Here is a 26674-nt window from a genome sequence, read left to right on the forward strand (position 1 = left end):
TGATGCTCAGCTGGATGGCATGGACGACGCCTGTCGCAATCTTCTTTACATGCATTGCGCTGATGCTGGCGGGCATGACGGTATGGGAGATTCGCAGCCCTTCGGTGCAGCGCAAGGGCTGGCTGCCTATGGAGACGACACGTGGAGATCGTCTTTTTGTAGGTTTGCTGCTGGCCGCGTATGTGAATTTAATCTGGCTGGGGCTGGGTGAAAAAATGGCCCAGTGGCTGTCCTTGGAGCAAGAGCCTTCGGTGTGGATCAGCTTTGTGCTGTCCATGCTGTTGCTGGGGCTGGTGATGCGCAAGGGTTAAGGCGGCAGGTGCGGCGGTACCCGCGAATGCATGGGTGCCATGGGGCGAGTGTGTGCTTGGCCTGATCTTCCCCTGTCGGCCAGGTGAACTGTCAGCGGGGACAAAGCAATATCAAACCAGGAGACAGCTATGAAAGTGCAAGTTCGGGCCATCGCCATTGCCGCCGCGGCGCTGGTAGCTGGTCATGCCGCATGGGCGGGTGAAGCGGAAGCCAAAAAGTGGGTCGATAGCGAGTTTCAGCCCAGTACCTTGAACAAAGACCAGCAGATGGCCGAGATGAAGTGGTTCATCGAAGCGGCCAAAAAATTGCAGGCCAAAGGGGTCAAAGACATTTCTGTAGTTTCGGAGACGATCACAACCCACGAATACGAAAGTAAAACGCTGGCCAAAGCCTTCTCGGAGATCACAGGCATCAAAGTCACGCACGACTTGATTCAAGAGGGCGACGTGGTGGAGAAGCTGCAAACCTCGATGCAGTCAGGCAAAAGTATTTACGACGGCTGGATTTCTGATTCGGATCTGATCGGTACGCATTACCGATACGGAAAAATCCTGAATCTGTCGGACTACATGGGCGGTGCAGGCAAGGAGTGGACCAATCCGGGGCTGGATCTGAAGGACTTTATTGGTATCAGCTTCACCACGGCCCCTGATGGCAAGGTCTATCAGTTGCCAGACCAGCAGTTTGCCAACCTGTACTGGTTCCGCGCTGACCTGTTTGAGCGTGCCGATCTGAAGCAAAAATTCAAAGCGAAATATGGCTATGACCTCGGTGTTCCACTCAATTGGAGTGCCTACGAAGACATCGCGGAATTTTTCACCAACGATGTGAAAACCATCGATGGCAAGCCCATCTATGGCCACATGGATTACGGCAAGAAAGACCCATCGCTGGGCTGGCGCTTTACCGATGCGTGGCTGTCCATGGCGGGTGCGGCAGACAAAGGCATACCCAATGGTATGCCCGTGGATGAATGGGGCATTCGGGTAGCAGACGACAAGTGCACCCCTGTGGGGGCTTCCGTCTCGCGTGGTGGGGCTACCAATTCACCTGCAGCGGTATTTGCGTTGACCAAATACGTCGACTGGATGAAGAAATACGCGCCCAAGGAAGCCATGGGCATGACTTTTGGCGAGTCGGGCCCGGTTCCCGCGCAAGGCCATATTGCCCAGCAGATCTTTTGGTACACGGGCTTTACGGCCGACATGACCAAGCCCGGCTTGCCCGTAGTGAATGCCGATGGCTCGCCCAAGTGGCGCATGGCTCCAGGCCCCAACGGCCCGTACTGGAAGCAGGGCATGCAAAACGGCTATCAGGATGTGGGCAGCTGGACTTTCTTTAAAGACCATAACCCCGATCGTCTGGCCGCCGCCTGGTTGTACGCGCAGTTTGTGACAGCCAAGACCACCAGCCTGAAAAAGACCATCGTCGGCTTAACGCCCATCCGCGAATCCGACATCCAGTCCAAGGCCATGAGCGATATGGCTCCCAAGCTGGGCGGTCTGGTGGAGTTCTATCGCAGCCCAGCTCGTGTGGCCTGGACGCCCACAGGCAACAACGTGCCTGATTACCCCAAGCTGGCACAGCTGTGGTGGAAGAACGTGGCGCAGGCCGTGACGGGGGAGAAAACACCGCAGGTAGCGATGGATACCCTGGCTGAAGAAATGGACCAGGTCATGGCTCGTTTGCAGCGTGCAGGTATGACCCACTGCGCACCCAAGCTCAATCCAAAAAGCGACCCTGCCAAATGGCTGAGCGATGCGCATGCACCGTGGAAGAAGCTGGCCAATGAAAAGCCCAAAGGGGAAACCATCGCCTATGACAGCTTGCTCAATGCGTGGAAGAACGGCAAGGCGCGTTGAGTTGCTGTGAGCAGGTAGGACAATCAAGAGCAAGCGGCATGGGCTGCTTGCTCTTTTTCGCTGGATGCAGCTGGATTTGATCAATTTCGCGCATAAATTAACTTAATCGCGCACAAAAAACGAAAAAGAGCGAAAATGCACACTGGTTATCTGTGCTCTATCGCTCGCTGTTCTAGCTGAAAGCGGGTGGAGCGGTGCATCCACGAGGCGTTGCCCATGAACAACTTTTCTTCTCCAGTTACGACTGACCGCGCGGAATTGCTGGCCCGTTTGGCCCAATCCGAAACGTATGACCTGCTCATTATCGGTGGTGGCGCTACCGGTTTAGGCACTGCCGTCGATGCTGCAACGCGCGGTTTCAAGGTGTGCCTGATCGAGTCGCATGACTTTGCCAAGGGAACCTCATCGCGCGCAACCAAGCTGGTGCATGGCGGTGTGCGTTATCTGGCACAAGGCAATGTGTCCCTGGTGCGTGAAGCCCTGCATGAGCGCACCAGACTGCTCAATAACGCGCCACATCTGGCGCAGCCGCTGGCTTTTGTCATGCCGTCTTACAAGCTGCTGGATACGCCGTTTTATGGCGCGGGCCTGAAGATGTATGACGCACTGGCCGGCAAAGAAGGTCTGGGTCGTACGGAATTTCTGAGCAAAGACAAAACCTTGCGTCTGCTGCCCACCGTGCGAACTGATTCGCTCAAGGGTGGCGTGAAATACTGGGATGGTCAGTTTGACGATGCCCGTCTGGCGCTGGCTCTGGCGCGTACCGCTGCAGCCAAGGGTGCGTTGCTGGTCAATTACTGCCCCGCCAAGGAGTTGCTGCACACCGATGGCAAGGTTTCAGGCGTGGTGTGTGAAGACGCCGAGACCGGCGCACGCTTTGAAGTGCGCGCCAAATGTGTGGTCAATGCAACAGGCCCTTGGGTCGACCTGTTTCGTCAGCAAGATGCCGAGTTGCTGGGCAAGCCGGTCAAGCCGATGGTGGCGCCCAGTCAAGGGGTGCACGTGGTTGTGGACCGCGAATTTCTGCCCTCTGACCACGCGCTGCTCGTACCCAAGACCGCCGATGGCCGGGTCCTGTTTGCCGTGCCATGGCTGGGCAAGGTCATTCTGGGCACTACCGACACGCCCCGTCACGATCTGGCCCGAGAGCCTCTGGCTTTTGAGCACGAAATTGAATTCATCCTCAAAGAAGCCGGTAACTACCTGTGCCGTCGTCCGACCCGTGCCGATGTGCGCAGCATCTGGGTGGGCATGCGCCCACTGGTCAAGCCGCAAGATGATGATGGTGAGAACACCAAAAAGATCAGCCGTGAGCACACCGTAATGACCAGCAAGTCTGGTCTGGTCACTGTGACTGGCGGCAAATGGACCACTTATCGCGCCATGGCGGAGGATGTGCTGACGGAGTGCTTTGACCAGAAACTATTGCCAGCGCGTGCCGGTGGTGTCACGGTAAAGCTGCCGTTGGTGGGTGCGCCCAAGCCAGAGCAGGTCAAGCACCGCATGAACGCTGCGCAGGGCGAGCATGTCTATGGCACAGAGGCGACTGCTGTGCACAGCTTGCCGGGTGCCGAGCGCATGCTGGCCGAGGGGCTGAGCGAAGCCATGGTGCGTTTTGCTGCACGCTATGAATATGCCCGTACCGTGGAAGATGTGCTGGCTCGCCGTTGCCGGTTGCTGTTTCTGGACGCCCGCTTGGCAGCCAGTGTGGCCCCCCGTGTGGCAGAAATTTTGCAACAAGAGTTGCCGGGCGTAGACGTGAAGCTGCCTGAATTTCTCATGCTGGCACAGCAATATTTGCCGACCAAGGCCTGAACAAGCCAGTGCGGTAGATCTAAAAGCGCGAGAGACTTCTAAAAAGGAAGCTGCTCGCGCTTTGTTTTATGGGGTCTTGTAAGCTAAATAGCGTCAAATAAGCGTTATTGCTACGTTGTTAGCTATGCTTTTTTATTGACGCTGAAAGCCGGGCTGCATTCCCCGAAAGTGTGGTGGTTTTCGCTATCTAAGCGGTTGACGCGCAAGGAAATTCTTGCGATAATCGCTAGCTTCATGTGTAAAAGCGTGAAAGTTCTGCCCAGCGGGAAGCCCTCCGGAATGGTCCGGGAGGTGGACGACGGGCCCAAGACTGACTGGCTGCTTCGTTTGGCCCTTGAGAAGTTCTCTGGGGCTGTCCGGATCTGCTGGAGCAAGTTGGGAATATTGAAATGATCCAAACAGAATCTCGTTTAGAGGTTGCCGATAACACGGGCGCGAAGTCTGTTCAGTGCATTAAGGTACTGGGCGGTTCACATCGTCGCTACGCAAGTGTTGGTGACATCATCAAAGTGAGCATCAAAGAAGCCGCTCCCCGTGGCCGCGTCAAAAAAGGCGAGGTTTACAGTGCAGTGGTAGTTCGTACAGCCAAGGGCATCCGCCGTGGCGACGGTTCTTTGGTGAAGTTCGATGGCAACGCTGCCGTTCTGCTGAACGCCAAGCTGGAGCCTATCGGCACTCGTATTTTTGGCCCCGTGACTCGTGAACTGCGTACCGAAAAGTTCATGAAGATCGTGTCCTTGGCACCTGAAGTTCTCTAAGGAAAGCGCAATGAACAAGATTCGCAAGGGCGACGAAGTCATCGTGCTGACCGGCCGTGACAAAGGCAAGCGTGGCGTAGTTGCCTCGCGCAAGGATGATTCTTTCCTGGTGATCGATGGCGTGAACCTGGTTAAGAAGCACGTTAAGCCAAACCCCATGAAGGGCACCACTGGCGGTATTGTGGAAAAGGTTATGCCTATTCACCAATCCAACGTGGCGATCTTCAATGCAGCGACTGGCAAGGCCGATCGCGTGGGCATTAAGGTGAACGCTGACGGTGCACGTGTACGCGTGTTCAAGTCTAACGGCGCCGAAATCAAGGCTGCCTAAGGAGCATCACACATGGCACGACTGCAAAAACTCTATCGCGAAAAGATCGCGGCTGAACTGAAAGAAAAGTTCGGTTACACCTCCGCTATGGAAGTGCCCCGCCTGAGCAAGATCACCCTGAACATGGGTGTGAGCGAAGCTGTGGCCGACAAGAAGGTGATGGACAACGCTGTGGCTGACCTGACCAAAATTGCTGGTCAGAAGCCCGTGGTGACCAAGGCCAAGAAGGCTATCGCAGGTTTCAAGATCCGTGAAGGCCAGGCAATTGGCTGCATGGTGACTCTGCGTGGCGTTCAAATGTACGAATTCCTGGACCGTTTCGTGACCGTGGCTCTGCCTCGCGTTCGCGACTTCCGCGGTATCTCGGGTCGTTCGTTTGACGGTCGCGGCAACTACAACGTTGGCGTTAAAGAACAGATCATTTTCCCTGAAATCGAATACGACAAAGTGGATGCTCTGCGTGGTCTGAACATCAGCATCACGACAACGGCCAAGAACGACGAAGAGTGCAAGGCACTGCTCGCCGCGTTCAAATTCCCCTTCAAGAACTGAGGTAGCGCATGGCTAAAAAAGCTTTGATCGAGCGCGAACTGAAGCGCGAAAAATTGGCCGCGAAGTTCGCAGCCAAGTACGCTGAATTGAAGGCAATCGCCGGTGACGCAAAGCGTTCCGACGAAGAGCGTGATGCAGCCCGTCTGGGTCTGCAAAAGCTGCCTCGTAACGCCAACCCCACTCGCCAACGTAACCGTTGCGAGATCACTGGTCGTCCACGTGGCACATTCCGTCAATTCGGTCTGGGTCGCGCCAAGATCCGTGAACTGGCCTTCGCTGGTGACATCCCTGGTGTCACCAAGGCCAGCTGGTAAGCAAGTAGGAGAGATACAAGATGAGCATGAGTGATCCTATCGCCGACTTGCTGACCCGTATTCGCAACGCCCAAATGGTGTCCAAGGCCACTGTGTCGGTTCCTTCATCCAAAGTGAAGGTTGCCATTGCACAAGTGCTGAAGGACGAGGGCTATGTTGACGGTTTTGAAGTCAAAACCGAAGACGGTAAGTCTGAACTCGTTATTACCCTGAAGTACTACGCCGGTCGCCCTGTGATCGAACGTATTGAACGTGTAAGCCGTCCTGGCCTGCGCGTTTACAAGGGCCGTGACGCTATTCCTCAAGTCCAAAACGGCTTGGGTGTGGCCATTGTTACCACCCCTAAGGGTGTGATGACAGATCGCAAAGCACGTGCTACCGGTGTCGGCGGCGAAGTGCTGTGCTATGTGGCCTAACAGACATTAAGGAGAAATACTGAAATGTCTCGCGTAGCTAAAGCAAATGTGACCATCCCCGCTGGCGTGGATGTGTCTATGAATGCTGAATCCATCAAGGTCAAGGGCAAGGGCGGCGAACTGTCCCAAGCTCTGAACGCTTTGGTCGTTATCAGCAACAACGAAGGCAAGCTGTCGTTTGCCCCAGCAAACGATTCCCGTGATGCTGACGCTCTGGCCGGTACTTTCCGCCAGTTGGTCAACAACATGGTGAAGGGTGTAACCGAAGGCTTCGAAAAGAAGCTGAGCCTGATCGGCGTGGGTTACAAGGCTTCCGTGCAAGGTTCCAAGTTGAACCTGGCTGTAGGCTTTTCGCACCCTGTGAACTTCGAAGCCCCTCAAGGCATCACCATCACTACCCCCACTCCGACTGAAATCGTGATCAAGGGTGCTGACCGCCAAGTGGTAGGTCAGCTGGCTGCTGAGATCCGTGCCGTTCGTCCTCCTGAGCCCTACAAGGGCAAGGGCATCCGCTATGTGGATGAGAAGGTCGTGATCAAAGAGACCAAGAAGAAGTAAGGAGCTGCAATATGTTGACCAAGAAAGAGCAGCGTCTGCGTCGTGCACGCCAAACTCGTATTCGCATTGCACAGCAAGGCGTGGCGCGTTTGAGCGTGAACCGCACGAACCTCCACATCTACGCCAGCGTCTTCTCCGAAGACGGTACCAAGGTGTTGGCCACAGCTTCGACTGCCGAAGCCACTGTGCGCGCACAATTGGGCGCCGCTGGCAAGGGTGGCAACGTGGCTGCCGCCACACAAATCGGCAAGTTGATTGCCGAGCGTGCTAAGGCTGCCGGCGTTGAGAAAGTGGCTTTCGACCGCGCCGGTTTTGCATACCACGGCCGTGTGAAGGCTTTGGCAGAGGCCGCTCGCGAAGCGGGCCTGCAGTTCTAAGCGGAGCGGACAAAAATGGCAAAGTTTTCCCCCAAGGTGCAAGACGAAGGTCGTGACGACGGTCTGCGCGAAAAAATGATCGCGGTGAACCGCGTCACCAAGGTTGTGAAGGGCGGTCGTATCCTCGGCTTCGCTGCACTGACCGTGGTTGGCGACGGTGATGGCCGTATTGGCATGGGTAAGGGCAAGTCGAAAGAAGTGCCTGCAGCCGTGCAAAAGGGCATGGAAGAGTCCCGCCGCAACATGATGAAGGTTTCGCTCAAGAGCGGCTCCATCCACCACTCTGTGTTGGGTCATCATGGTGCAGCTCGCGTGGAACTCCACCCAGCTCCCAAGGGTACCGGCATTATTGCTGGCGGCCCAATGCGCGCTGTGTTCGAAGTGGTCGGTATCACCGACATCGTGGCCAAAAGCCATGGCTCTTCGAACCCTTACAACATGGTTCGCGCCACGCTCGACGCTTTGAAGAACTCCACAACTCCTTCGGAAGTGGCAGCAAAGCGCGGCAAGTCGGTTGAAGACATCTTCACCGCCTGATCGGAGTCCAGCACATGACAACACAACAAACTGTCAAGATTCAGCTGGTTCGTAGCCCCATTGGCACCAAAGAGTCGCACCGTGCGACTGTGCGTGGCCTGGGTCTGCGTAAGCTGAACAGCGTCAGCGAACTGCAGGATTCTCCTGAAGTGCGCGGCATGATTAACAAGATCGCCTACTTGGTGAAGGTTCTGTGAAAGGATTGATGATGGAACTCAATAGCATCAAGCCTGCAGAAGGCGCCAAGCACGCTAAGCGTCGCGTTGGCCGCGGTATCGGTTCCGGTCTGGGTAAGACTGCCGGTCGTGGTCACAAGGGTCAAAAATCGCGTTCGGGTGGCTACCACAAGGTAGGCTTCGAAGGCGGTCAGATGCCTTTGCAACGTCGTTTGCCTAAGCGCGGCTTCAAGTCCATGACTTTGAAGTTCAACGCTGAAGTGACATTGGCTGCTCTGGAGCAGCTGGGTCTGGCCGACGTTGATGTCGCAGCACTGAAGCAAGCAAACTTGGTAGCTTCCAACGCCCTGGTGGTGAAGGTTATCAAGAGCGGTGAGTTGACCAAGGCTATCAAGCTGAGCGGCATTGTCGCTACAGCCGGTGCCAAGGCCGCCATCGAAGCTGCCGGTGGCAGCATCGCCTGATTAAGTTCTGAAAGAGACATCCGTGGCTACTAGCGCAGCTCAAATTGCAAAAACCGGCAAGTTTGGCGACTTGCGTCGCCGACTGGTTTTTCTGTTGCTTGCGTTGGTCGTTTACCGTATCGGGGCGCATATCCCCGTGCCGGGCATCGATCCAGCGCAGCTGCAGCAGCTGTTTAATGGCCAGCAGGGCATTCTCAACCTGTTCAATATGTTCTCGGGTGGAGCGCTCTCGCGCTTCACAGTGTTTGCACTGGGGATCATGCCGTATATCTCGGCATCGATCATCATGCAGCTGATGACGTATGTCGTCCCTACATTTGAGCAGCTGAAGAAGGAGGGTGAGGCGGGTCGTCGCAAGATTACTCAATACACCCGCTACGGCACTTTGGGCCTGGCACTCTTTCAGTCGTTGGGTATTGCCGTGGCTTTGGAAAGCTCTCCAGGTCTGGTGTTGGATCCAGGTTTTGGCTTCCGCATGACTGCGGTGGTCAGCCTGACAGCTGGCACTATGTTCCTGATGTGGCTCGGCGAGCAGATCACAGAACGTGGTCTGGGCAACGGTATTTCTATCCTGATTTTTGCTGGTATTGCCGCAGGCTTGCCAAGCTCGATCGGTGGATTGCTGGAGCTGGTTCGTACCGGTGCCATGAGCATTCTGGCCGCGATCTTTATCGTCCTCGTAGTGGCAGCAGTGACGTACTTCGTCGTGTTTGTCGAGCGTGGTCAAAGAAAGATCTTGGTGAATTACGCACGCCGCCAAGTCGGCAATAAGGTGTACGGTGGTCAGTCTTCGCACTTGCCACTGAAGTTGAACATGGCAGGTGTCATTCCTCCCATCTTTGCTTCTTCGATCATCTTGTTGCCAGCAACCGTGGTGAATTGGTTCAGTGCAGGAGAATCCATGCGCTGGTTGAAGGACATTGCATCGACACTGACCCCCGGTCAGCCGATTTATGTGATGCTCTACGCCGCCGCAATCATTTTCTTCTGTTTCTTCTACACGGCACTTGTGTTCAATAGTCGCGAGACCGCCGATAATCTGAAGAAGAGTGGTGCTTTCATCCCAGGCATTCGTCCTGGTGATCAGACTGCCCGCTACATTGACAAAATTTTGGTGCGTTTGACACTGGCTGGCGCCGTCTACATTACGTTTGTATGTCTGTTGCCTGAGTTCTTAATTCTGAAGTACAACGTTCCGTTTTACTTCGGTGGTACATCACTGCTGATTATTGTGGTGGTGACCATGGACTTCATGGCGCAAGTACAAAACTACATGATGTCGCAGCAGTACGAGTCCCTTCTTAAGAAGGCCAACTTCAAGGCATCAGGTCACTGAGATATGAAGGCCATTCCTTCTGGGAAATCCCAGAAGGAATCCCATAACAGGCAAGTATGAGTGCTCTACATTTTTTCGCGGTCACAGGCAGTGTCCAGGTCGAAAAAGTGAATACGGATGCAAAGTTTTAGGAGAATGAAATGAGAGTTTCGGCTTCGGTCAAGAAAATCTGCCGCAACTGCAAGATCATCCGCCGTAAAGGCGTGGTACGCGTGATCTGCACAGACCAGCGCCATAAGCAGCGCCAGGGCTGATTGAAAGTATTAGAGGACTAATATGGCACGTATTGCTGGTATTAACATCCCGCCCCACAAGCATGCTGAAATCGGCCTGACCGCCATTTTCGGTGTTGGTCGTACGACTGCTCGCAAAATTTGCGAAGCTTGCGGTATCGATTACTCCAAGAAAATCAAAGAGTTGACTGACTCGGATCTGGAAAAGATCCGTGACGTGTTGGCTCCTATGACTCTGGAAGGTGACCTGCGTCGCGAAACAACCATGAACATCAAGCGTTTGATGGACATTGGTTGCTACCGCGGTTTCCGTCACCGTCGTGGTCTGCCTATGCGCGGTCAACGTACTCGTACCAATGCCCGTACTCGTAAGGGTCCGCGCAAAGGCGCTGCGGCACTGAAGAAATAAGGGATTGAGAGATCACTATGGCTAAGGCACAAAACAACGCTGCAGCACGCGTACGTAAGAAAGTTCGCAAGAACATTTCGGACGGCATTGCACACGTGCACGCTTCGTTTAACAACACGATCATCACTATCACCGACCGTCAAGGCAACGCTCTGTCGTGGGCTTCGTCGGGTGGCCAGGGCTTCAAGGGTTCGCGCAAGTCGACTCCTTTTGCAGCTCAGGTTGCGTCGGAAGTGGCTGGTCGCGCTGCTATCGAACAGGGCATCAAGAACCTGGACGTCGAAATCAAGGGTCCCGGTCCTGGCCGTGAATCTTCGGTTCGCGCCCTGGGTGCTCTGGGTATCCGCATCACTTCCATTGCGGACGTGACACCGGTTCCCCATAACGGCTGCCGCCCTCAAAAGCGTCGTCGTATCTAATTTTTGTAAGCCCACCGCCACCCGGGTTGTTTTATGACACCCCGGGTGGCTCCCGTGTTTAAGCACGGCAGATGACATAAAGGAAGCTCAAGTGGCACGCTATCTCGGCCCCAAGGCCAAACTCTCCCGCCGTGAAGGCACCGACCTGTTCCTGAAGAGCGCACGTCGCTCCATCGCGGACAAGGCAAAGTTCGACACCAAGCCTGGCCAACACGGTCGCACATCCGGTCAGCGTACGTCTGACTACGGTCTGCAACTGCGTGAAAAGCAGAAGGTCAAGCGCATGTACGGCGTGCTGGAAAAGCAATTCCGCCGTTACTTCGAAGCTGCTGACCAGAAGAAGGGCAACACTGGCGCGAACCTGCTGGGTCTGCTGGAAACTCGTCTGGACAACGTGGTCTACCGCATGGGCTTCGGCTCTACACGTGCTGAAGCACGTCAGCTGGTATCCCACAAGGCCATCACTGTGAACGGCCAATCCGTCAACATCGCTTCGTACCTGGTCAAGGCCGGTGACGTGGTTGCTGTGCGCGAAAAGTCCAAGAAGCAAGCCCGTATTGTTGAAGCCCTGCAATTGGCTCAACAAGTTGGCTTCCCCGCTTGGGTGGAAGTTAGCCTGGACAAGGCTGAAGGTACTTTCAAGCAAGTGCCTGACCGCGACCAGTTCGCAGCTGACGTCAACGAATCGTTGATCGTCGAGTTGTACTCGCGTTAATAGTCCCGGTTAATTTATTAACCAACCCCGTCCCTAAACCGCGAGGCATCGCGGTTTAGGTGCTTCACCAGCCTTACCGGTGTAACGAGCCGGGGGTATTGAGAGGAAGTCTGCATGCAAACAAATCTGCTGAAACCCAAGACGATTAATGTTGAGCAGCTTGGTCACAACCGTGCCAAGGTAACGCTGGAGCCTTTTGAGCGTGGCTATGGCCATACGCTGGGCAACTCCCTGCGTCGCGTTTTGCTGTCGTCCATGGTGGGTTATGCAGCGACGGAAGTCACGATTGCCGGCGTGCTGCATGAGTACTCGTCCATCGATGGCGTGCAAGAAGATGTGGTCAACATCCTCCTGAACCTCAAGGGTGTGGTGTTCAAGTTGCATAACCGCGACGAAGTGACTTTGAGTCTGCGCAAGGATGGCGAAGGCGTGGTGACCGCGCGTGACATCCAGACTCCCCATGACGTCGAGATCATCAATCCTGATCACGTGATTGCCAACCTGTCGCAAGGCGGCAAGCTGGATATGCAGATCAAGGTAGAACAAGGCCGTGGCTATGTGCCCGGTAACGTGCGCCGCTACGGTGACGAGTCGACCAAGTCGATCGGCCGCATTGTGCTGGATGCATCGTTCTCGCCTGTTCGTCGCGTGAGCTACACCGTGGAATCTGCACGTGTAGAGCAGCGTACCGATCTGGACAAGCTGGTTGTCGAAATCGAAACCAACGGCGCAATCAACGCTGAAGACGCAGTGCGCGCATCCGCCAAGATTTTGGTGGAGCAGCTGGCTGTGTTTGCTCAGCTGGATGGCGAATTTGGTGAAGGCGGCATCCTGCAAGCTGGCGGCAGCCGCACCAGCGCGCAAACGTTCGATCCTATCTTGCTGCGTCCTGTGGACGAGCTGGAGCTGACCGTACGTTCCGCAAACTGCCTGAAAGCAGAAAACATTTACTACATCGGTGATCTGATTCAGCGCACCGAGAACGAGTTGCTCAAGACACCTAACCTGGGTCGTAAGTCGCTCAACGAAATCAAGGAAGTCTTGGCTTCCCGCGGTCTGACTCTGGGCATGAAGCTCGAGAACTGGCCACCAGCAGGCCTGGAAAAGCGTTAATTCGCGACTTCAAGCTATAATCGCTGGCTCTTTACCTGCAAGGGTAGAGGGCCAGTTATTTTTCACATACGTGCACCGAGCGGTACCTGATTACGGCCACTCGACCAAACTACCTAAAAGGAAAGCACCATGCGTCACGGCAACGGACTCCGTAAACTGAATCGTACTTCTTCGCACCGCAAGGCGATGCTGCAGAACATGATGAATTCTTTGATCGAACACGAAGCGATCAAGACCACTGTGCCTAAGGCCAAGGAACTGCGCCGCGTGATCGAGCCCATGATCACTTTGGCCAAGGTTGACACAGTGGCTAACCGCCGCTTGGCATTTGACCGTCTGCGCGACCGCGACAGCGTCACCAAGCTGTTCAACGTGCTGGGCCCCCGCAACGCAAAGCGTCCTGGCGGCTACACACGTATCCTGAAGATGGGCTTCCGCGTTGGTGACAATGCACCCATGGCTTTCGTGGAACTGGTTGAGCAAGCTGAAGAAGCGCAAACACAAGCTGCAGAATAATTCTGTGCTATAATTTGGAAATACCGCGAGGTGGAGCAGTCTGGTAGCTCGTTGGGCTCATAACCCAAAGGTCGTTGGTTCAAATCCGGCCCTCGCAACCAAATCAAAAACCCTGTTGAAGCAATTCAACAGGGTTTTTTGTTGTTTGCATTCTGAATACGGCTCGCACATTCAAGAGCAAGCGCAGCACGTGCGGCTGCACAGACGCTGGGTGCAGCTTGGAGGGTGGAGGAGGTGGCGTGCCTAAAGAGCCCTGAGCAGGCCTAAAGAGTCTTCAATGTCAGAAGTGCGAGCGTAACCATGGCAGTTGCTGGGCGTTTTCAGAAGCTCTGCAATGATGGGCAGTTGCTGCCAAAATGACGCCCCTTGTTAGATATGGCCTCTACAAATAAATAGCTAGCAACGCTTGTCAAATAAGGTTTTTAAATGGTTTTGTATCTGAAAACCTTATCTCATAAGCGCTAGCAGCTCATTTTTTGATGAGAGCTGCCTTCGGTTGAAATTTCGCATGCACATCCTTCCACATACGACGCTGGGTATTGACTTCGGCACTTCCAATTCGGCCATGGCATGGCGTACTGCAGGCAGCACAGCGCAATTGGTGCCGCTGGAAGGGCGTGCTGCAGCCATGCCTACGGCGCTGTTCTTTAACTATGAAGACCGCACTACGCACTATGGGCGTGATGCCATGCACCAGTATCTGGCGGGTGAAGAGGGCCGCTTGATGCGGTCACTCAAAAGTCTGCTGGGCAGCAGCTTGCTGCAAGATAAAACAGCGGTGCATGGCCAACTGGTGAGCTACCAGGATGTGATCGCCATGTTCTTGAAGCACCTGGCGCAACAGGCACAGCAGCACATGGGCGGCATGCCTGAGCGTGTTGTACTGGGCCGCCCGGTGCATTTTGTGGACGGCAACCCAGAGCGCGATGCACAGGCTCAAACCTCGCTGCAAGCTGCCGCACATACGGCAGGTTTCCAGGATGTGGCTTTTCAGTTGGAGCCGATTGCTGCGGCGCTGGACTATGAGCAGCGTTTGAGCCAGGAGGCGTGCATTTTGGTGGTGGACATTGGCGGCGGAACGTCTGACTTCACCGTGGTGCGGCTGGGGCCGCAGCATGCGGGCAAGCGCGATCGTTCGCAAGATATTCTGGCCACCACTGGTGTGCACATTGGCGGGACGGATTTTGACCACAGGCTCAACGTTGCACAGGTGCAGCCTTTGCTGGGTCTGGGCCACCAAGGGCCTTCGGGTCGTGAGGTACCCAGCCGCACTTTTTATGACCTGTCGACCTGGCATTTGATCCAGTGGCTCTACAGCCCCAAGGCGCTACGCGATGCGGAGGCAATGCGCAATGACTACAGCGATCGCAACCTGCACGCACGGTTGATGCGTGTCTTGCAGGAGCAGGCAGGCCACCGTGTGGCGGATGCCGTGGAGCAAGGCAAGATCAGTGCATCCAGCATGGCAGCGACCGCTGCGCTGGATTTGGGCTGGCTGGAGGCCGGACTGGCAGCGCAGATCACGCCCGAAGGCTTGGCCCAGCATCTGCAGTTGCTGCTGGCTGATGTGGTCAAGTGTGCCCAGGAGTGCGTGCAGGCGGCAGGCCTGCAAAATGATCAGGTGACGGCTTTGTACCTGACGGGTGGCTCTTCAGCCTTGCAAACCTTGCGTGATGCGCTGGGTGTGGCTTTTCCCGGTGTGCCGCAAGTGGCTGGTGATTTGTTTGGTGGTGTGGCTTCTGGGCTTGCCTACGCATAAGGGCCACTCAACGGCTTCTGGTGAGCCGTGATTGCCCGTATGCCTGTTTGCGAACCCTGCGTACTGTCTGCAGCGTATTAAACCTCGTATGAGGCGCAAACTTGTGACTGGCTGAGCCGCGGTAGCAGCACTCAGTCGGAATCAGCACACTCGCGAGGCAGCATCGTTGCAAGGCAGGTGGTGACAAATGACCTCCACTGTCCCTGTCTTGCAAGCTATGCCAAATCTGAAAATGCGTGCTCAGTTGAACGCTGGCTGAGTACGCGTTAGCTGCTACTTCAGCGGTTACTCGTCTTGAGCTTCGCGTTTGATCTGCAAAGCGCGGTCGTACAGGGTGTTGCGGCTGGCGCCCGTGATGTCGGCGGCCAGTTTGACCGCGGTTTTGGTGGGCAGCTCGGCCAGTAGCAGGCGCAGCACGCGTTCGCCTTCACCGCTTTCCTGCTGCACTTCTACGGGGTGCAGAACCACCACAAATTCGCCTTTGATGCGCGTGGCATCAGCATCCAGCCAGTCTGCTACATCTTGGGCCGCATGGGTGGTGATCTGTTCGAATTGCTTGGTGATCTCGCGCGCCAGTGTGACCTTGCGTGTACCGAGTACCGCCAGGGCCTTGGCCATATCCTGGATACGGTGTGGCGCTTCCAGCAGTACGACGCAGCGTGCTTCGTCGGCCAATTTTTGTACGCTGGTCTGGCGCTCAGCGTTCTTGGTGGGCAAGAAGCCGGCAAAGACAAAGCCTCCATCGGTCTGGCCGGGTGGCACGCAGCCCGCTACGCTGAGGGCGCTGGTGATGCTGCTGGCACCGGGCAGTGGCATGCTGCGCAAACCGTGGGCTGCCAGCGCTGCGCACAGGCGCGCACCGGGGTCACTGACGCCGGGGGTGCCTGCATCACTGACATAGGCGATGCGCTGGCCTTGCTGCAGGCGCGCAATGATGCCTGCTGCGGCCTCTGCCTCGTTGTGCTGGTGCACGGCCAGCAACTGGCTGCCAGAGCGCTCCAGCCCGTATGAGCGCAGCATGCCCTGGGTATGGCGGGTGTCTTCGCAGGCAATGGCATCGACCATCTGCAGCACATGCAAAGAGCGCAGCGAGATATCGGCCAGGTTGCCGATAGGCGTAGCCACAACGTACAGTGTGCCCTGGGGATAGTTTTGGGTGGCAGCGGCTTCACGCGCTGCCGTCAATGCCGAAACGAAAGAGGCGCTCAATGTTTTTCCTTGGGAAAAAGCCGCCAGCCGTTCCTCCCGCGATGAATGCGCAAGCGCGTGGCCGTGCGGGGGAGGATCAGGCCTTGGCCTATTTGCAGGCTCAGGGCCTGCAGCTAATTGCCCGCAATTATCGGACGCCCGGACGCGGAGGGGGCGAGATCGATTTAATCCTGCAAGAAGCGGATGGCACCGTGGTGTTTGTAGAGGTGCGCAGTCGCAGCCATGCTGGCTTTGGTGGGGCGGGCGGCAGCATCGGGCATGCCAAGCGCCAGCGCATTATGTTGGCCGCACAGCATTGGCTGCTTCAACGTGGCGTGCAGGCGGCCTGCCGTTTTGATGTGGTGCTGATTGATGCACAGCGCCAGCAGTGGCTGCGTGCGGCCTTTGATGCCACCTAGACAGCGGAACTATGTAGAGATGTCTCAGTCAGATGCGGTGTTAACCGAACGCTACAAAATCTGAGAAAGCACGCAGTTATCATCAGCACTCCATGCTTGAGCAACAAATCCAACAGCATTTCATCGACAGCGCCGACTTGAAGTACCAGTCCGCGCAGACGTTGAGTTTGCCCATCTCTTCGGCCGTTCAGGCCTTGCTGGCCTGCATCACAGGCGGCGGCAAAATTTTGGCCTGCGGGTCGGGTGCATCTGCCAACCAGGCGCAGATGTTTGCCAGTCTGTGCGTGAGCGGCTTTGAACGCGATCGCCCGGAGCTGGCGGCCCTGGCACTGACATCAGACAGCGGCTTTCTCAGTGCAGGCTCTGGCGCAGCGAATTTGTCGAACCACTACGTGGCGCGGCAGGTACGGGCACTGGGCCAGGCCAGTGATGTGCTGCTGGTCATCTCTATCAGCGGCCATGAAAGCAGCATGCTGGAGGCCGTAGAAGCCGCCCATGAGCGCGACATGATGGTGGTGGTGCTGACAGGGCATACAGGGGGGGCACTGGCCGGACGTGTGCGGGAGACCGATGTGCTGATTTGTGTACCCCACGAACGGCCAGCACGTGTGCGCGAAGTGCATGACTTGGTACTCAACTGCCTGTGCGATGGTGTTGATACCCAATTACTAGGCGAACAGGAGTCGTAATGAAAGAACAGTGGCGTCGAACAGGTTTGGCCATCGTGGCTGCGGGCATGCTGGTGGGGAGCCTGTCGGCTTGCGTGCCATTGCTGGTGGGCGGCGGCGCGGTGACGGGTGTATTGGTGGCATCTGACCGCAGAACTTCTGGCATGTACCTGGAAGATCTGCGTATCGAGCAAAAGGCAGCGTCTTTGATCAGAGATGTTCTGAACAATGGCGAGCGCGTGAGCGTCACCAGCTTTAACCGTCTGGTGCTGCTGACTGGAGAGGTACGTACCGCTGCTGAAAAAGCGCAGGTAGAGCGCATTGTGGCGGGCGTAGAAAACGTGCGCACCGTGATCAATGAGCTGGAGGTCGTGCCCTTTATCTCTTCCATCGCACAGCGCAGCAAAGACACGTTCATCACCAGCAAGGTCAAGGCCAGCATTTTGGATGCCAAGGACTTGCAGGCCAACACCATCAAGGTGGTGACAGAAATGAATGTGGTCTATCTGATGGGCATCCTGACACCGCGCGAATCCAAGCGTGCTGCAGAAATTGCACGCGGTGTGAACGATGTACGCAAGGTAGTGCGTGTGTTCGAGACGATCACGGAAGAAGAACTTGCCAGCTACCGGACCACTCCGGCACCCGTTGAGCAAGACCCTGCAGCGCAAAACTAAAGAGCAGGACGCAAAAAACCCGGCATAGCCGGGTTTTTTTGTGATGGCTGCGGTGGTTACATGATGCGAAAGTGCTCAGTACCAGCGGCCAGATCGGTATTTTTGACGCGTTTGCTGTGCAGCTTGATTTGCAGGCGCAGGTCGTTGACCGAGTCTGCACTGCGCAGCGCATCTTCGTACATGACGACTCCGCTTTCATACAGCTCAAACAGCGATTGGTCAAAGGTCTGCATGCCCAGCTCACGGCTGCGCTTCATGATTTCCTTGATCTCCACCACATCCCCCTTGGCAATCAGGTCAGAGATCAGCGGGGTGTTGAGCATCACTTCCAGGGCGGCTACGCGGCCTTTGCCGTCTTCACGGGGCAGCAGGCGTTGAGAAATCATGCCCCGCAGGTTGAGCGACAAATCCATGAGCAGCTGTTCGCGGCGTTCTTCCGGGAAGAAGTTCACGATGCGGTCCAGCGCCTGGTTGGCGCTGTTGGCATGCAGCGTTGCCAGACACAGGTGGCCGGTTTCAGAGAACACCACGGCATGTTCCATGGTTTCGCGGTCTCGAATTTCTCCCATCAAGATCACATCCGGGGCCTGGCGCAGCGTGTTCTTGAGGGCGGCCTCCCAGCTGTCCGTGTCCAGACCCACTTCGCGCTGCGTGATGATGCAGTTCTTGTGGGGGTGCACAAACTCAATCGGGTCCTCAATGGTGATGATGTGCCCTTGGGAATGCTCATTGCGCCAGTCCACCATGGCGGCCAAAGAGGTGGACTTGCCAGAGCCTGTAGCACCCACAAAGATGCACAGGCCGCGCTGGGTCATCGCCACATCTTTGAGCACTTGCGGCAGTCCCATGGAGTCAATGGAGGGAATGGTTGCCGGAATGGTTCGCAGCACCAGACCGACACGGCCTTGCTGGATGAAAGCGTTGGCACGAAAGCGGCCAATGCCGGCAGGCGAGATCGCAAAATTGCACTCTTTGGTGCGCTCAAACTCAGCCACCTGCTTGTCGCTCATGATGGAGCGCGCCAGTGACATAGTGTGTGCGGCCACCAGCGGCTGATCCATCAGGCGGATGACCTTGCCATCGACCTTGATGGCGGGCGGGAAATCTGCCGTGATAAACAAGTCACTGCCCTTGCGGGCCACCATGAGCTTGAGGAGGTCGTTAATAAATTTACTGGCCTGATCGCGTTCCATGTCGCTGTCTCCAATAGCCGGGGTTAGCCGGGGAAGTTTTCAGGCGACTTGGCCTTGCCACGTGCCTCTGCGGCGCTGATGATGTTGCGGCGCACCAGCTCTGTGAGGTTCTGATCCAGAGTCTGCATGCCCGCATTGCTACCGGTCTGGATAGCGGAATACATCTGTGCAACCTTGCCTTCGCGAATCAGGTTGCGGATAGCGCTGGTGCCCAGCATGATTTCATGGGCTGCCACGCGGCCACTGCCATCCTTGGTTTTGCACAGTGTCTGTGAGATCACGGCCTGCAGCGATTCAGACAGCATGGCGCGGACCATTTCCTTTTCTTCAGCCGGGAACACGTCGATCACACGGTCAATGGTTTTTGCGGCGCTGGAGGTGTGCAGCGTGCCAAACACCAGGTGGCCCGTCTCGGCGGCAGTCATGGCCAGGCGGATGGTTTCCAGGTCACGCATTTCACCTACCAAAATGCAGTCCGGGTCTTCGCGCAAAGCAGAGCGCAAAGCGGTGGAAAAGGAGTGGGTCATGGGGCCCACCTCGCGCTGGTTGACCAGGCATTTCTTTGAATCGTGCACGAATTCGATGGGGTCTTCCACCGTCAGGATATGCCCGTGCTGGCTGTTGTTGAGGTAGTCCACCATGGCCGCCAGTGTGGTTGACTTGCCCGAGCCTGTGGGGCCCGTGACCAGTACCAGACCACGCGGTTTGAGTGCCAGATCCGCAAGAATCTTGGGTGCATTCAAATCCTCAAGGGTGAGGATTTTGCTGGGAATCGTGCGGAAAACGGCTGCCGCGCCCCGGTACTGGTTGAACGCGTTCACACGAAAGCGTGCCAGCCCAGCAATTTCGAACGAGAAATCCACCTCCAGATTCTCTTCATATGCTTTGCGCTGCCCGTCCGTCATGATGTCGTAGACCATGCCGTGTACCGTTTTATGGTCCAGCGGCTCTACGTTGATGCGGCGCACATCACCGTGCACGCGAATCATGGGCGGCAAGCCTGCCGACAGGTGCAAGTCCGATGCTTTGTTCTTGACGCTGAATGCCAGCAGGGTGGTAATGTCCACAGCAGTTTTCCCTCTCTAGGTGTCGCGTTCGCTGCAGCGACGCTTTTTATGGGCGACTTCGTGTCAGCAGTTTGGCTGGTTTGGTACGCTCGACAAGATTATGACCACGATTGCAAACAAGCTACAAAGCGTTCGCGCGCAGATTGCCGACACATGTCAAAGGTGCGGCATACAGCCCACAGCAGTGGCATTGTTGGCGGTCTCTAAAACCTTTCCTGCCGAGGCGGTCCGCGAAGCGGCCCTGGCGGGACAGCGTGCTTTCGGAGAGAACTACATCCAGGAGGGTGTAGAAAAGATCGCCGCCGTGCGCGCCATGAAAGATGTGCCACCCCTGCAGTGGCATTGCATTGGCCCGATTCAAAGCAACAAGACCAGGCTGGTTGCGCAGCATTTTGACTGGGTGCACACCGTTGACCGGGAGAAGGTGGCGCAGCGCCTGAGTGAGCAGCGCCCTGATGATCTGGCACCGCTGCAAGTGTGCATTCAAGTGAACGTGGATGGCGGGGCCACCAAGTCCGGCTGCTCCCCGCAAGAAGCGCTGGCTCTGGCCCAGACGGTTGCGCAATTGCCGCGCTTGCAGCTGCGCGGGGTGATGAGCATTCCTGATCCGCAGGACTCGGACGAAGCCATGCTGGCCATTCATCGCAAGGTGGTGCAGGTGTTTGAAAGCATTCGTGCCTCAGGCATTGCTGGTGCAGCGCAGCTCGATACCGTCAGTCTGGGCATGACGGCCGACATGCACACGGCGATTGCTGCTGGCAGCACCATGGTGCGCGTGGGCAGCGGCATTTTTGGTGTGCGTGACTACAGTACCAAAACCTGAGGCCCCGTGTCAGTTGATGTGGCACAAGCACGGCCCAGTGTTTGCCCGTGTTGTGTATACAAAAGATGTGAACACGCTCGCTCAGAAAAAGGCGGCATGCTAAGCTGGATTCCATAGATAAGGCAGTGAATGACTGCCGAAAATTTGGAGAAAACATGCCCGGACTTTTGCCTGATATCGATCCAGATGGACTGCTGGAATTTTCGGTGGTCTACACCGATCGTGCGCTCAACCACATGTCCAAGCGCTTTACCGGCGTAGTGCAAGACATTCTGGGCACCCTCAAAGAGGTCTACAACGCGCACACTGCTGTGCTGGTGCCCGGCAGCGGCACATTTGGCATGGAAGCCGTGGCACGCCAGTTTGCCAATGGTGAAAAGGTGCTGATCGTGCGCAATGGCTGGTTCAGCTATCGCTGGACGCAGATTTTTGACACCGGCAACTTTGGCCTGGGTGGCGGTGCCGTGGTCTGCAAGGCACGCAAGCAAGGCACGGGCAGCCAGGACCCTTGGGCACCGTGTGCCGCGCAAGATGTCGCGGCCGCCATTCGTGCAGAAAAGCCCAAGGTGGTGTTTGCCCCCCATGTAGAAACCGCCAGCGGCATCATGCTGCCTGACGACTACATCCGTACCATCAGCGATGCCGCCCACGAAGTCGGCGCCTTGATGGTGCTGGACTGCGTGGCCTCTGGGGCCATGTGGGTGGACATGGTCAAGACGGGTGTGGATGTGCTGATCTCTGCCCCCCAAAAGGGCTGGAGCAGCTCACCCTGCTGCGCCATGGTGATGCTGTCTGAACGTGCACGGCAGGCCATTGACTGCACGCAAAGCTCCAGTTTCTCGTGCGATTTGAAAAAGTGGATGCAAATCGCTGAAGGCTACGAAAAAGGCGCTCACGCCTACCACACCACCATGCCCACAGATGCCTTGGTGCGCCTGCGCGATGTGATGCTGGAGACCCGAGCCTACGGCTTTGCCAAGGTGCGCCAAGAGCAGATAGAGCTGGGTGACAAAGTGCGTGCGCTGCTGCAGGCTCGTGGTTTCCCCAGCGTGGCAGCAGAAGGCTTCAAGGCACCGGGCGTGGTGGTCAGCTACACCACGGACCCAGGCATTCAAAGCGGCAAGAAGTTTCTGGAGGTTGGTTTGCAAACCGCTTCCGGCGTGCCGCTGCAGTGCGATGAAGGGCCTGACTTTCAAACTTTCCGCATTGGATTGTTTGGTCTGGACAAATGGCACAACGCCGATCGCTCGGTGGGCCACCTGCGCACTGCGCTGGATGCCATTGGCGTGCCGCCAGCCAAGGCATGATGGCGGCTTTCCGTGCAATGAAAGTGCCACCCATGAAAACACCATTGTTTGTGATTGCCGCCGCCAGCCTGATGGCCTGGGGTGCCGCTCAGGCTGCGCCCGAAACCACCGCCAGTGGCCTGGTCTACGAAGTCATTGCCGAAGGCAAGGGCGCGCAGCCCAAGGCCACGGATACCGTACGCGTGCACTATCGCGGCTGGTTTCCAGAGACGGGCAAGGAGTTTGACAGCTCGATTGCGCGCGGCGAACCCATCGACTTTCCACTGAACCGCGTCATTCCCTGCTGGACCGAAGCGGTGCAGAAAATGAAGGTGGGCGGCAAGGCCAAGCTCACGTGCCCACCCGCCATTGCCTATGGCAGCCGTGGCGCTGGACGCGCCATTCCACCCAACGCCACGCTGAACTTTGAGGTGGAGCTGCTGGGCGTGCAAGGTAAGTGAACATCTAAAAAATGAGCTGTTAGCGCTTATGTAGATTGATTTTTAGATATAAAACACCTTGAAATCACCTGCTATCAAGCGCTGATAGCTCATTTAATTATTATTTGACGAAATAAAAAAGGGAGGCCAAGCCTCCCTTTTTTGTGGATAGGTGATCGCTTAGAACGTCACATTGGCAGAGAGCCAGAGCGTACGGCCGGGCAAGGTGGTGCCTGCGACGGACGCGCCGCCTTGGAAGTACTCGTTGACCCAAGTTGGTGTGCCGTTCAGATTCACTTGACGGAACTTGCGGAAATCCTTGTTGAACAAGTTGAAGATGTTGGCGTTGAGGCTGACGTTCTTCGAGACTTGGTAGGAGCCACCCAAGTGGAACAGATGGTAGGCCTTGATGTCGCCCACGGCTTGGTAGATGGCCAGGTTGTTGCCTGTCAGGCGCTCTGGAGCGCCCGTGAAACGTGGGCTGCCACCACGGTACTCACCACGCAGCCACATGCCCAACTTGTCGGTAGGCTTCCAGTCCAGTTGCAAGCTGGCAATGTGCTTGGCAGTATTGGCCAGTTGACCGTTTTTGATGCCAGCTTCAATGACTTCGCTCTTGGTCCAGGTGTAGCCAGCTTTCATGCCCCATTGCGGGTTGAATTGAACACGACTGCTCAACTCCAGACCCCAGGTCTTCGCTTCATCCACGTTGATTGAATAGGTGGCAATAGGGTTGGCGCTGCAGCTGGAAATGAAGTTCGCTGCGCAGTCACCACCGCTGCTGATCTTGTCTTTGACCTTGTTGTGGAAAACCGTGGCAGAAGCTGTCACACCGTTCAAGCTGTCGAACAGCGCGGAGAATTCGGTGCTGGTGCTGGTTTCAGGCTTGAGATTGGGGTTGCCAATATTGATGGTGGCACCTTGGCCACTGACACCGCTGACGCCATCAATCAATTGATTCAGGCGCGGTGCACGGAAGCCTTGGCTGACACCGCCCTTGAAGGTCCACTGGGAGCTGGCACCCCAAACCAGATAGGCGCGGGGGCTGAAATTGCCACCAAATGCGTCGTGGTGGTCATAGCGGCCACCCAATGTTGCTGTAAGGCTGTCGGTCAAGCGCCATTCGTCTTCGGCAAACAGGGACCACATGGTCTGATTGTGCTTTTCGGGCAGCAGGCCATCGGTCAGCTTGGCATCCCACCACTGAGCGCCTGTGGTCAGTACATGGGCATCGCCCAAAGGTGCAACCAGCTTGGTATCCAGCACTGTATTGGTGGTCTTGAGTTCACGGTCGGAGCCTCGGCGTGGATCGCCGGCGGGAACCGCAGCACCTGGGATCGTGCGGCCTTCGGTTTCAGTCACTGTGCGCATCAGGCTGCTTTCGACAGTGGCAAAACCAAGACGACTGGTATGTCCCACCGACACTTCATCACGGTTGAAGCGCAGTGCATCTTTGTAGCCTGGAGGGGATGCATTCACTGCATCACGGTTGCCCAGACGTCCGTCTTCATTGTTGTACCAGGTGCGACCTTGATCCACATCCAACCACAGATCGTGCTCTTTGGTTGGGGTCAGCGTCAGGCGTGCACCAATACTGTGTTGGCGGCTTTCTGCTGGTGCGGGATTGCGTGCTCCGGCGGGTTGGGTAGCGCCCGGTGTCAGCACCCAGTCTGATGCCTCACGGCGGTAGACACTACCGCGCACAGCCAGGCCCAGTACGTCTTTCTTGATAGGACCGCTCAGATAGATGTTGGCCTTGTTCTCTGAACCCCATTCGCTTTCCTGGGGAATGCCTGTGCTGACACTGACTTCGCCGCCCCATTCCTTGGCAACTTTGCGCGTGATGATGTTGATCACACCGCCCATGGCGTCAGAGCCGTACAGCGTAGACATGGGGCCACGAATGATTTCAATGCGTTCAATAGCGGAAACAGGCGGCATGAAGCTGTTGAGTGCAGCGCCAAAACCATTGGGGGTGACATCGCCGGCCACATTTTGGCGACGGCCATCAATCAGGATCAGCGTGTAGTCGCTGGGCATCCCCCGGATGCTGATGTCCAGACCACCAGTTTTGCCGGTGCCGCCCATCACGTCGATACCTTCAACGCCTTGCAGCGCTTCGGCCAGATCACGGAAGTTTTTTTGCTCCAGCTCTTGACGTGTCACCACGGAAATAGAAGCAGGCGCTTGCTTGAGTTCTTGCTCAAAACCCGAAGCAGAAACCACCACTTCAGACATGGTCTGGGTGGCTTGCTGGGCGCTGGCAGAGGCGCATGCTGCGGCAGCCAAGGCCAGCAAGGTGGGCCGAATCAAAAATGGAGATGAAATTTTAGACATAGCAATTTCTGCCAGATAGTCTGGCTTCAAAAGGATGGAGAAATTGGAGCTGCGATGCGACGTGATCGCGCAGGCTATGTCCGAGTTATGAATTTTTGTATGGACGTTGGATTCCTCGATTATCGCGTTACGAATGTGAATACTTCTCAATAAGACCTTGTTTACCTTGATCTGTTGCATGAAACAAACGATCGGCAGATCACTGCCTCCATGCCTTTCACAAGCACTGCTCCTACCTTGATCGGGTATCGAGCGCCTGCACTGGCGCGGTTTGGAGGGCTTAGGCTAGGCAGGGCAAGGAGATTGCCGGATGCCTCAAGGCCAGACTGTTTCTGTGGAACTACGCCGCGCCAAGCGCTGGGCCGGGGTGCTGCTCGTCGCGGTATCGATGGTGTTTGTGTCTACCCATTTTTTGCCTGCCACGTGGGGCGTGCGCTGCATCAAAGCGATGGCCGAGGCCGCAATGGTGGGCGCGCTGGCCGACTGGTTTGCGGTGACGGCACTGTTTCGGCGCATTCCTTTGCCACTGGTGGGGCGGCACACGGCCATCATTCCACGCAACAAAGACCGCATTGGCCAGAATCTGGCGCACTTTGTGCGCGATAAATTTCTGGATGCGCCTTCCCTGATTGCGCTGATGCGCCAGCACGACCTGGCACAGCACATGGCGCAGTGGCTGCTGGAGCCGCGCAATACCCAGTTGCTCGGGCAGCAGCTGGCTCGCATGGCCGCAGGTGCTCTGGAGATGGTGCAAGACAGGCAAGTGGAGCGCTGGCTCAAGCGCACGGTGCGCAGCGCCCTGTCGCAGGTCGACCTGAGCCAGTCGATGGCCACGGTGCTGTCTGCCTTGACGCACAAAGGGCAGCACCAGGCGGTGCTGGATGATGTGCTGGTCAAAATTTCGGAGGTACTGCGTGAAGAACGCTCACGCACTTTCATGGCAGAAACAATCGTGCAATGGCTCAAGCGAGAGCATCCGCTCAAGGAGAAGCTGCTGCCCACGGATTGGCTCAGCGACAAAGGCGCGGATGTGATGGCCGAGGCTATTGATAGCGTGCTGGCCGATATGGCGCACAACCCGCAGCACCGTTTGCGTGAGGCATTTGATCGCCAGTTGCTGCAGTGGATTGAACGGTTAAAGCACGACCCCGCATATGCAAAAAGGGGCGAGCAGATTCGCCATTACATGCTGCACGATGAAAAAATGTCCAGCTACCTGCACAACCTGTGGAGCCGCATGCGCAGCAAGCTGCAGGCAGACCTAGGCAATGAGCATTCACGGGTGGCGCGCAGGCTGGCGGGGGCAGGGCAGTGGCTGGGGCAGTCGCTGGCGCAAGACGCCGCATTGCGTGCATCGATGAACGAGCGGCTGGAGCGCTGGGCGCATAGTCTGGCTCCTGACGTTTCACAGTTCATTGCCAAGCATATTCAAGACACTGTGCAGCGCTGGGATGCCAAGGAGCTGTCTGCGCTGGTGGAGCAGCATATTGGCAGAGATTTGCAGTTCATTCGCATCAACGGCACCCTGGTTGGCGGCGCGATTGGACTGCTGCTTTTCTTGATGGGCGTCTGGCTGGGGCCTGCACCGGCTGCGCTGTAGTACA

The 26674-nt window shown here is 56.5% G+C and carries 32 protein-coding genes and 1 tRNA gene; 29 read left to right on the plus strand and 4 right to left on the minus strand.

Annotated elements, in window-relative coordinates; all coding sequences use genetic code 11:
- The first annotated feature begins 2 nt into the window (after positions 1 to 2).
- The 22 genes from IB213_RS00540 (at position 3) to IB213_RS00645 (ending at position 14972) form a co-directional block, all read left to right on the plus strand.
- Positions 3 to 311 (plus strand): DUF2160 domain-containing protein, encoded by a 309-nt coding sequence (locus tag IB213_RS00540; protein ID WP_191722405.1) that lies wholly within the window; start codon positions 3 to 5, stop codon positions 309 to 311.
- Positions 312 to 440: 129 nt separating this feature from the next.
- Positions 441 to 2174, plus strand: coding sequence for an ABC transporter substrate-binding protein (locus IB213_RS00545; protein ID WP_192405067.1), 1734 nt, complete (start codon positions 441 to 443; stop codon positions 2172 to 2174).
- Between the two features lie 216 nt (positions 2175 to 2390).
- Positions 2391 to 3989 (plus strand): glycerol-3-phosphate dehydrogenase/oxidase, encoded by a 1599-nt coding sequence (locus IB213_RS00550; protein ID WP_192405068.1) that lies wholly within the window; start codon positions 2391 to 2393, stop codon positions 3987 to 3989.
- A gap of 389 nt (positions 3990 to 4378) precedes the next feature.
- Positions 4379 to 4747, plus strand: coding sequence for a 50S ribosomal protein L14 (rplN, locus tag IB213_RS00555; protein WP_042417471.1), 369 nt, complete (start codon positions 4379 to 4381; stop codon positions 4745 to 4747).
- A 10-nt stretch (positions 4748 to 4757) separates the two neighbouring features.
- Positions 4758 to 5078 carry a 50S ribosomal protein L24 gene (gene rplX, locus IB213_RS00560; RefSeq protein WP_192405069.1) on the plus strand — a complete coding sequence of 107 codons (321 nt, stop codon included), beginning with the start codon at positions 4758 to 4760 and terminating at the stop codon, positions 5076 to 5078.
- 12 nt (positions 5079 to 5090) lie between these two features.
- A complete protein-coding gene (rplE, locus tag IB213_RS00565) occupies positions 5091 to 5630 on the plus strand; it encodes a 50S ribosomal protein L5 (protein WP_191722409.1) in 540 nt (179 codons plus the stop codon).
- An 8-nt stretch (positions 5631 to 5638) separates the two neighbouring features.
- Entirely contained in the window at positions 5639 to 5944 is a 306-nt protein-coding gene (gene rpsN / locus IB213_RS00570) for a 30S ribosomal protein S14 (RefSeq protein ID WP_191722410.1), read from the plus strand.
- A 20-nt stretch (positions 5945 to 5964) separates the two neighbouring features.
- Positions 5965 to 6360, plus strand: coding sequence for a 30S ribosomal protein S8 (rpsH, locus tag IB213_RS00575; protein WP_191722411.1), 396 nt, complete (start codon positions 5965 to 5967; stop codon positions 6358 to 6360).
- 24 nt (positions 6361 to 6384) lie between these two features.
- On the plus strand, positions 6385 to 6918 hold the full coding sequence (gene rplF / locus IB213_RS00580; protein ID WP_191722412.1) for a 50S ribosomal protein L6: 534 nt from the start codon (positions 6385 to 6387) through the stop codon (positions 6916 to 6918).
- 11 nt (positions 6919 to 6929) lie between these two features.
- Positions 6930 to 7295, plus strand: coding sequence for a 50S ribosomal protein L18 (gene rplR / locus IB213_RS00585; RefSeq protein WP_191722413.1), 366 nt, complete (start codon positions 6930 to 6932; stop codon positions 7293 to 7295).
- Between the two features lie 15 nt (positions 7296 to 7310).
- On the plus strand, positions 7311 to 7832 hold the full coding sequence (gene rpsE, locus IB213_RS00590; RefSeq protein WP_191722414.1) for a 30S ribosomal protein S5: 522 nt from the start codon (positions 7311 to 7313) through the stop codon (positions 7830 to 7832).
- A 14-nt stretch (positions 7833 to 7846) separates the two neighbouring features.
- A complete protein-coding gene (gene rpmD, locus IB213_RS00595) occupies positions 7847 to 8029 on the plus strand; it encodes a 50S ribosomal protein L30 (protein WP_191722415.1) in 183 nt (60 codons plus the stop codon).
- Between the two features lie 11 nt (positions 8030 to 8040).
- On the plus strand, positions 8041 to 8472 hold the full coding sequence (rplO, locus tag IB213_RS00600; RefSeq protein WP_191722416.1) for a 50S ribosomal protein L15: 432 nt from the start codon (positions 8041 to 8043) through the stop codon (positions 8470 to 8472).
- A 22-nt stretch (positions 8473 to 8494) separates the two neighbouring features.
- Positions 8495 to 9808 carry a preprotein translocase subunit SecY gene (gene secY, locus IB213_RS00605; RefSeq protein WP_191722417.1) on the plus strand — a complete coding sequence of 438 codons (1314 nt, stop codon included), beginning with the start codon at positions 8495 to 8497 and terminating at the stop codon, positions 9806 to 9808.
- 140 nt (positions 9809 to 9948) lie between these two features.
- Positions 9949 to 10062: a 50S ribosomal protein L36 gene (gene rpmJ, locus IB213_RS00610; RefSeq protein ID WP_003050535.1), complete on the plus strand. Its 114-nt coding sequence runs from the start codon at positions 9949 to 9951 to the stop codon at positions 10060 to 10062.
- A gap of 22 nt (positions 10063 to 10084) precedes the next feature.
- Positions 10085 to 10450 carry a 30S ribosomal protein S13 gene (rpsM, locus tag IB213_RS00615; protein WP_191722418.1) on the plus strand — a complete coding sequence of 122 codons (366 nt, stop codon included), beginning with the start codon at positions 10085 to 10087 and terminating at the stop codon, positions 10448 to 10450.
- Positions 10451 to 10467: 17 nt separating this feature from the next.
- Positions 10468 to 10869 (plus strand): 30S ribosomal protein S11, encoded by a 402-nt coding sequence (rpsK, locus tag IB213_RS00620; RefSeq protein ID WP_174862330.1) that lies wholly within the window; start codon positions 10468 to 10470, stop codon positions 10867 to 10869.
- Positions 10870 to 10960: 91 nt separating this feature from the next.
- Complete coding sequence (gene rpsD / locus IB213_RS00625; RefSeq protein ID WP_191722419.1) at positions 10961 to 11584, plus strand: 30S ribosomal protein S4; 624 nt, start codon at positions 10961 to 10963, stop codon at positions 11582 to 11584.
- Positions 11585 to 11698: 114 nt separating this feature from the next.
- Positions 11699 to 12697, plus strand: a complete 999-nt coding sequence (gene rpoA / locus IB213_RS00630) for a DNA-directed RNA polymerase subunit alpha (RefSeq protein ID WP_191722420.1) — start codon at positions 11699 to 11701, stop codon at positions 12695 to 12697.
- 129 nt (positions 12698 to 12826) lie between these two features.
- Positions 12827 to 13213: a 50S ribosomal protein L17 gene (gene rplQ, locus IB213_RS00635; protein WP_191722421.1), complete on the plus strand. Its 387-nt coding sequence runs from the start codon at positions 12827 to 12829 to the stop codon at positions 13211 to 13213.
- 24 nt (positions 13214 to 13237) lie between these two features.
- Positions 13238 to 13314 (plus strand) — tRNA-Met (locus tag IB213_RS00640).
- A 407-nt stretch (positions 13315 to 13721) separates the two neighbouring features.
- Positions 13722 to 14972, plus strand: a complete 1251-nt coding sequence (locus tag IB213_RS00645; protein WP_192405070.1) for an Hsp70 family protein — start codon at positions 13722 to 13724, stop codon at positions 14970 to 14972.
- Between the two features lie 285 nt (positions 14973 to 15257).
- Here the strand turns inward: IB213_RS00645 and rsmI are convergent, their stop codons facing one another.
- The gene (gene rsmI, locus IB213_RS00650) at positions 15258 to 16181 is read right to left on the minus strand and encodes a 16S rRNA (cytidine(1402)-2'-O)-methyltransferase (protein WP_192405071.1); all 924 of its coding nucleotides are present in this window, start codon (positions 16179 to 16181) and stop codon (positions 15258 to 15260) included.
- On the opposite strand from rsmI, the gene IB213_RS00655 reads away from it, so the two are divergent.
- The 3 genes from IB213_RS00655 (at position 16181) to IB213_RS00665 (ending at position 17924) form a co-directional block, all read left to right on the plus strand.
- Positions 16181 to 16579: a YraN family protein gene (locus IB213_RS00655; protein WP_191722424.1), complete on the plus strand. Its 399-nt coding sequence runs from the start codon at positions 16181 to 16183 to the stop codon at positions 16577 to 16579. The genes rsmI and IB213_RS00655 overlap by 1 nt on opposite strands.
- Positions 16580 to 16671: 92 nt before the next feature.
- On the plus strand, positions 16672 to 17268 hold the full coding sequence (locus IB213_RS00660; RefSeq protein WP_191722425.1) for an SIS domain-containing protein: 597 nt from the start codon (positions 16672 to 16674) through the stop codon (positions 17266 to 17268).
- Complete coding sequence (locus IB213_RS00665) at positions 17268 to 17924, plus strand: BON domain-containing protein (protein ID WP_192405072.1); 657 nt, start codon at positions 17268 to 17270, stop codon at positions 17922 to 17924. The genes IB213_RS00660 and IB213_RS00665 overlap by 1 nt, the downstream gene beginning before the upstream one ends.
- Before the next feature lie 56 nt (positions 17925 to 17980).
- Here the strand turns inward: IB213_RS00665 and IB213_RS00670 are convergent, their stop codons facing one another.
- Complete coding sequence (locus IB213_RS00670) at positions 17981 to 19117, minus strand: PilT/PilU family type 4a pilus ATPase (protein WP_191722427.1); 1137 nt, start codon at positions 19115 to 19117, stop codon at positions 17981 to 17983.
- 23 nt (positions 19118 to 19140) lie between these two features.
- A complete protein-coding gene (locus tag IB213_RS00675) occupies positions 19141 to 20184 on the minus strand; it encodes a type IV pilus twitching motility protein PilT (protein ID WP_191722428.1) in 1044 nt (347 codons plus the stop codon).
- A 100-nt stretch (positions 20185 to 20284) separates the two neighbouring features.
- Between IB213_RS00675 and IB213_RS00680 the strand changes: the two genes are divergently transcribed.
- The 3 genes from IB213_RS00680 (at position 20285) to IB213_RS00690 (ending at position 22754) form a co-directional block, all read left to right on the plus strand.
- Complete coding sequence (locus IB213_RS00680; RefSeq protein ID WP_192405073.1) at positions 20285 to 21007, plus strand: YggS family pyridoxal phosphate-dependent enzyme; 723 nt, start codon at positions 20285 to 20287, stop codon at positions 21005 to 21007.
- 155 nt (positions 21008 to 21162) lie between these two features.
- Complete coding sequence (locus IB213_RS00685; RefSeq protein WP_192405074.1) at positions 21163 to 22314, plus strand: aminotransferase class V-fold PLP-dependent enzyme; 1152 nt, start codon at positions 21163 to 21165, stop codon at positions 22312 to 22314.
- Between the two features lie 32 nt (positions 22315 to 22346).
- On the plus strand, positions 22347 to 22754 hold the full coding sequence (locus tag IB213_RS00690) for an FKBP-type peptidyl-prolyl cis-trans isomerase (protein ID WP_192405075.1): 408 nt from the start codon (positions 22347 to 22349) through the stop codon (positions 22752 to 22754).
- Positions 22755 to 22913: 159 nt separating this feature from the next.
- Here the strand turns inward: IB213_RS00690 and IB213_RS00695 are convergent, their stop codons facing one another.
- Positions 22914 to 25070, minus strand: a complete 2157-nt coding sequence (locus IB213_RS00695; protein ID WP_192405076.1) for a TonB-dependent receptor domain-containing protein — start codon at positions 25068 to 25070, stop codon at positions 22914 to 22916.
- Positions 25071 to 25404: 334 nt separating this feature from the next.
- Here IB213_RS00695 and IB213_RS00700 point away from each other — a divergent pair, with 334 nt between their 5' ends.
- Positions 25405 to 26670, plus strand: coding sequence for a DUF445 domain-containing protein (locus IB213_RS00700; RefSeq protein WP_370551127.1), 1266 nt, complete (start codon positions 25405 to 25407; stop codon positions 26668 to 26670).
- Positions 26671 to 26674: the final 4 nt, after the last annotated feature.

It is taken from the genome of Comamonas sp. CMM02 (assembly GCF_014851485.1).
In the GTDB taxonomy this organism is placed as follows: Bacteria; Pseudomonadota; Gammaproteobacteria; order Burkholderiales; family Burkholderiaceae_C; genus Comamonas; species Comamonas avium.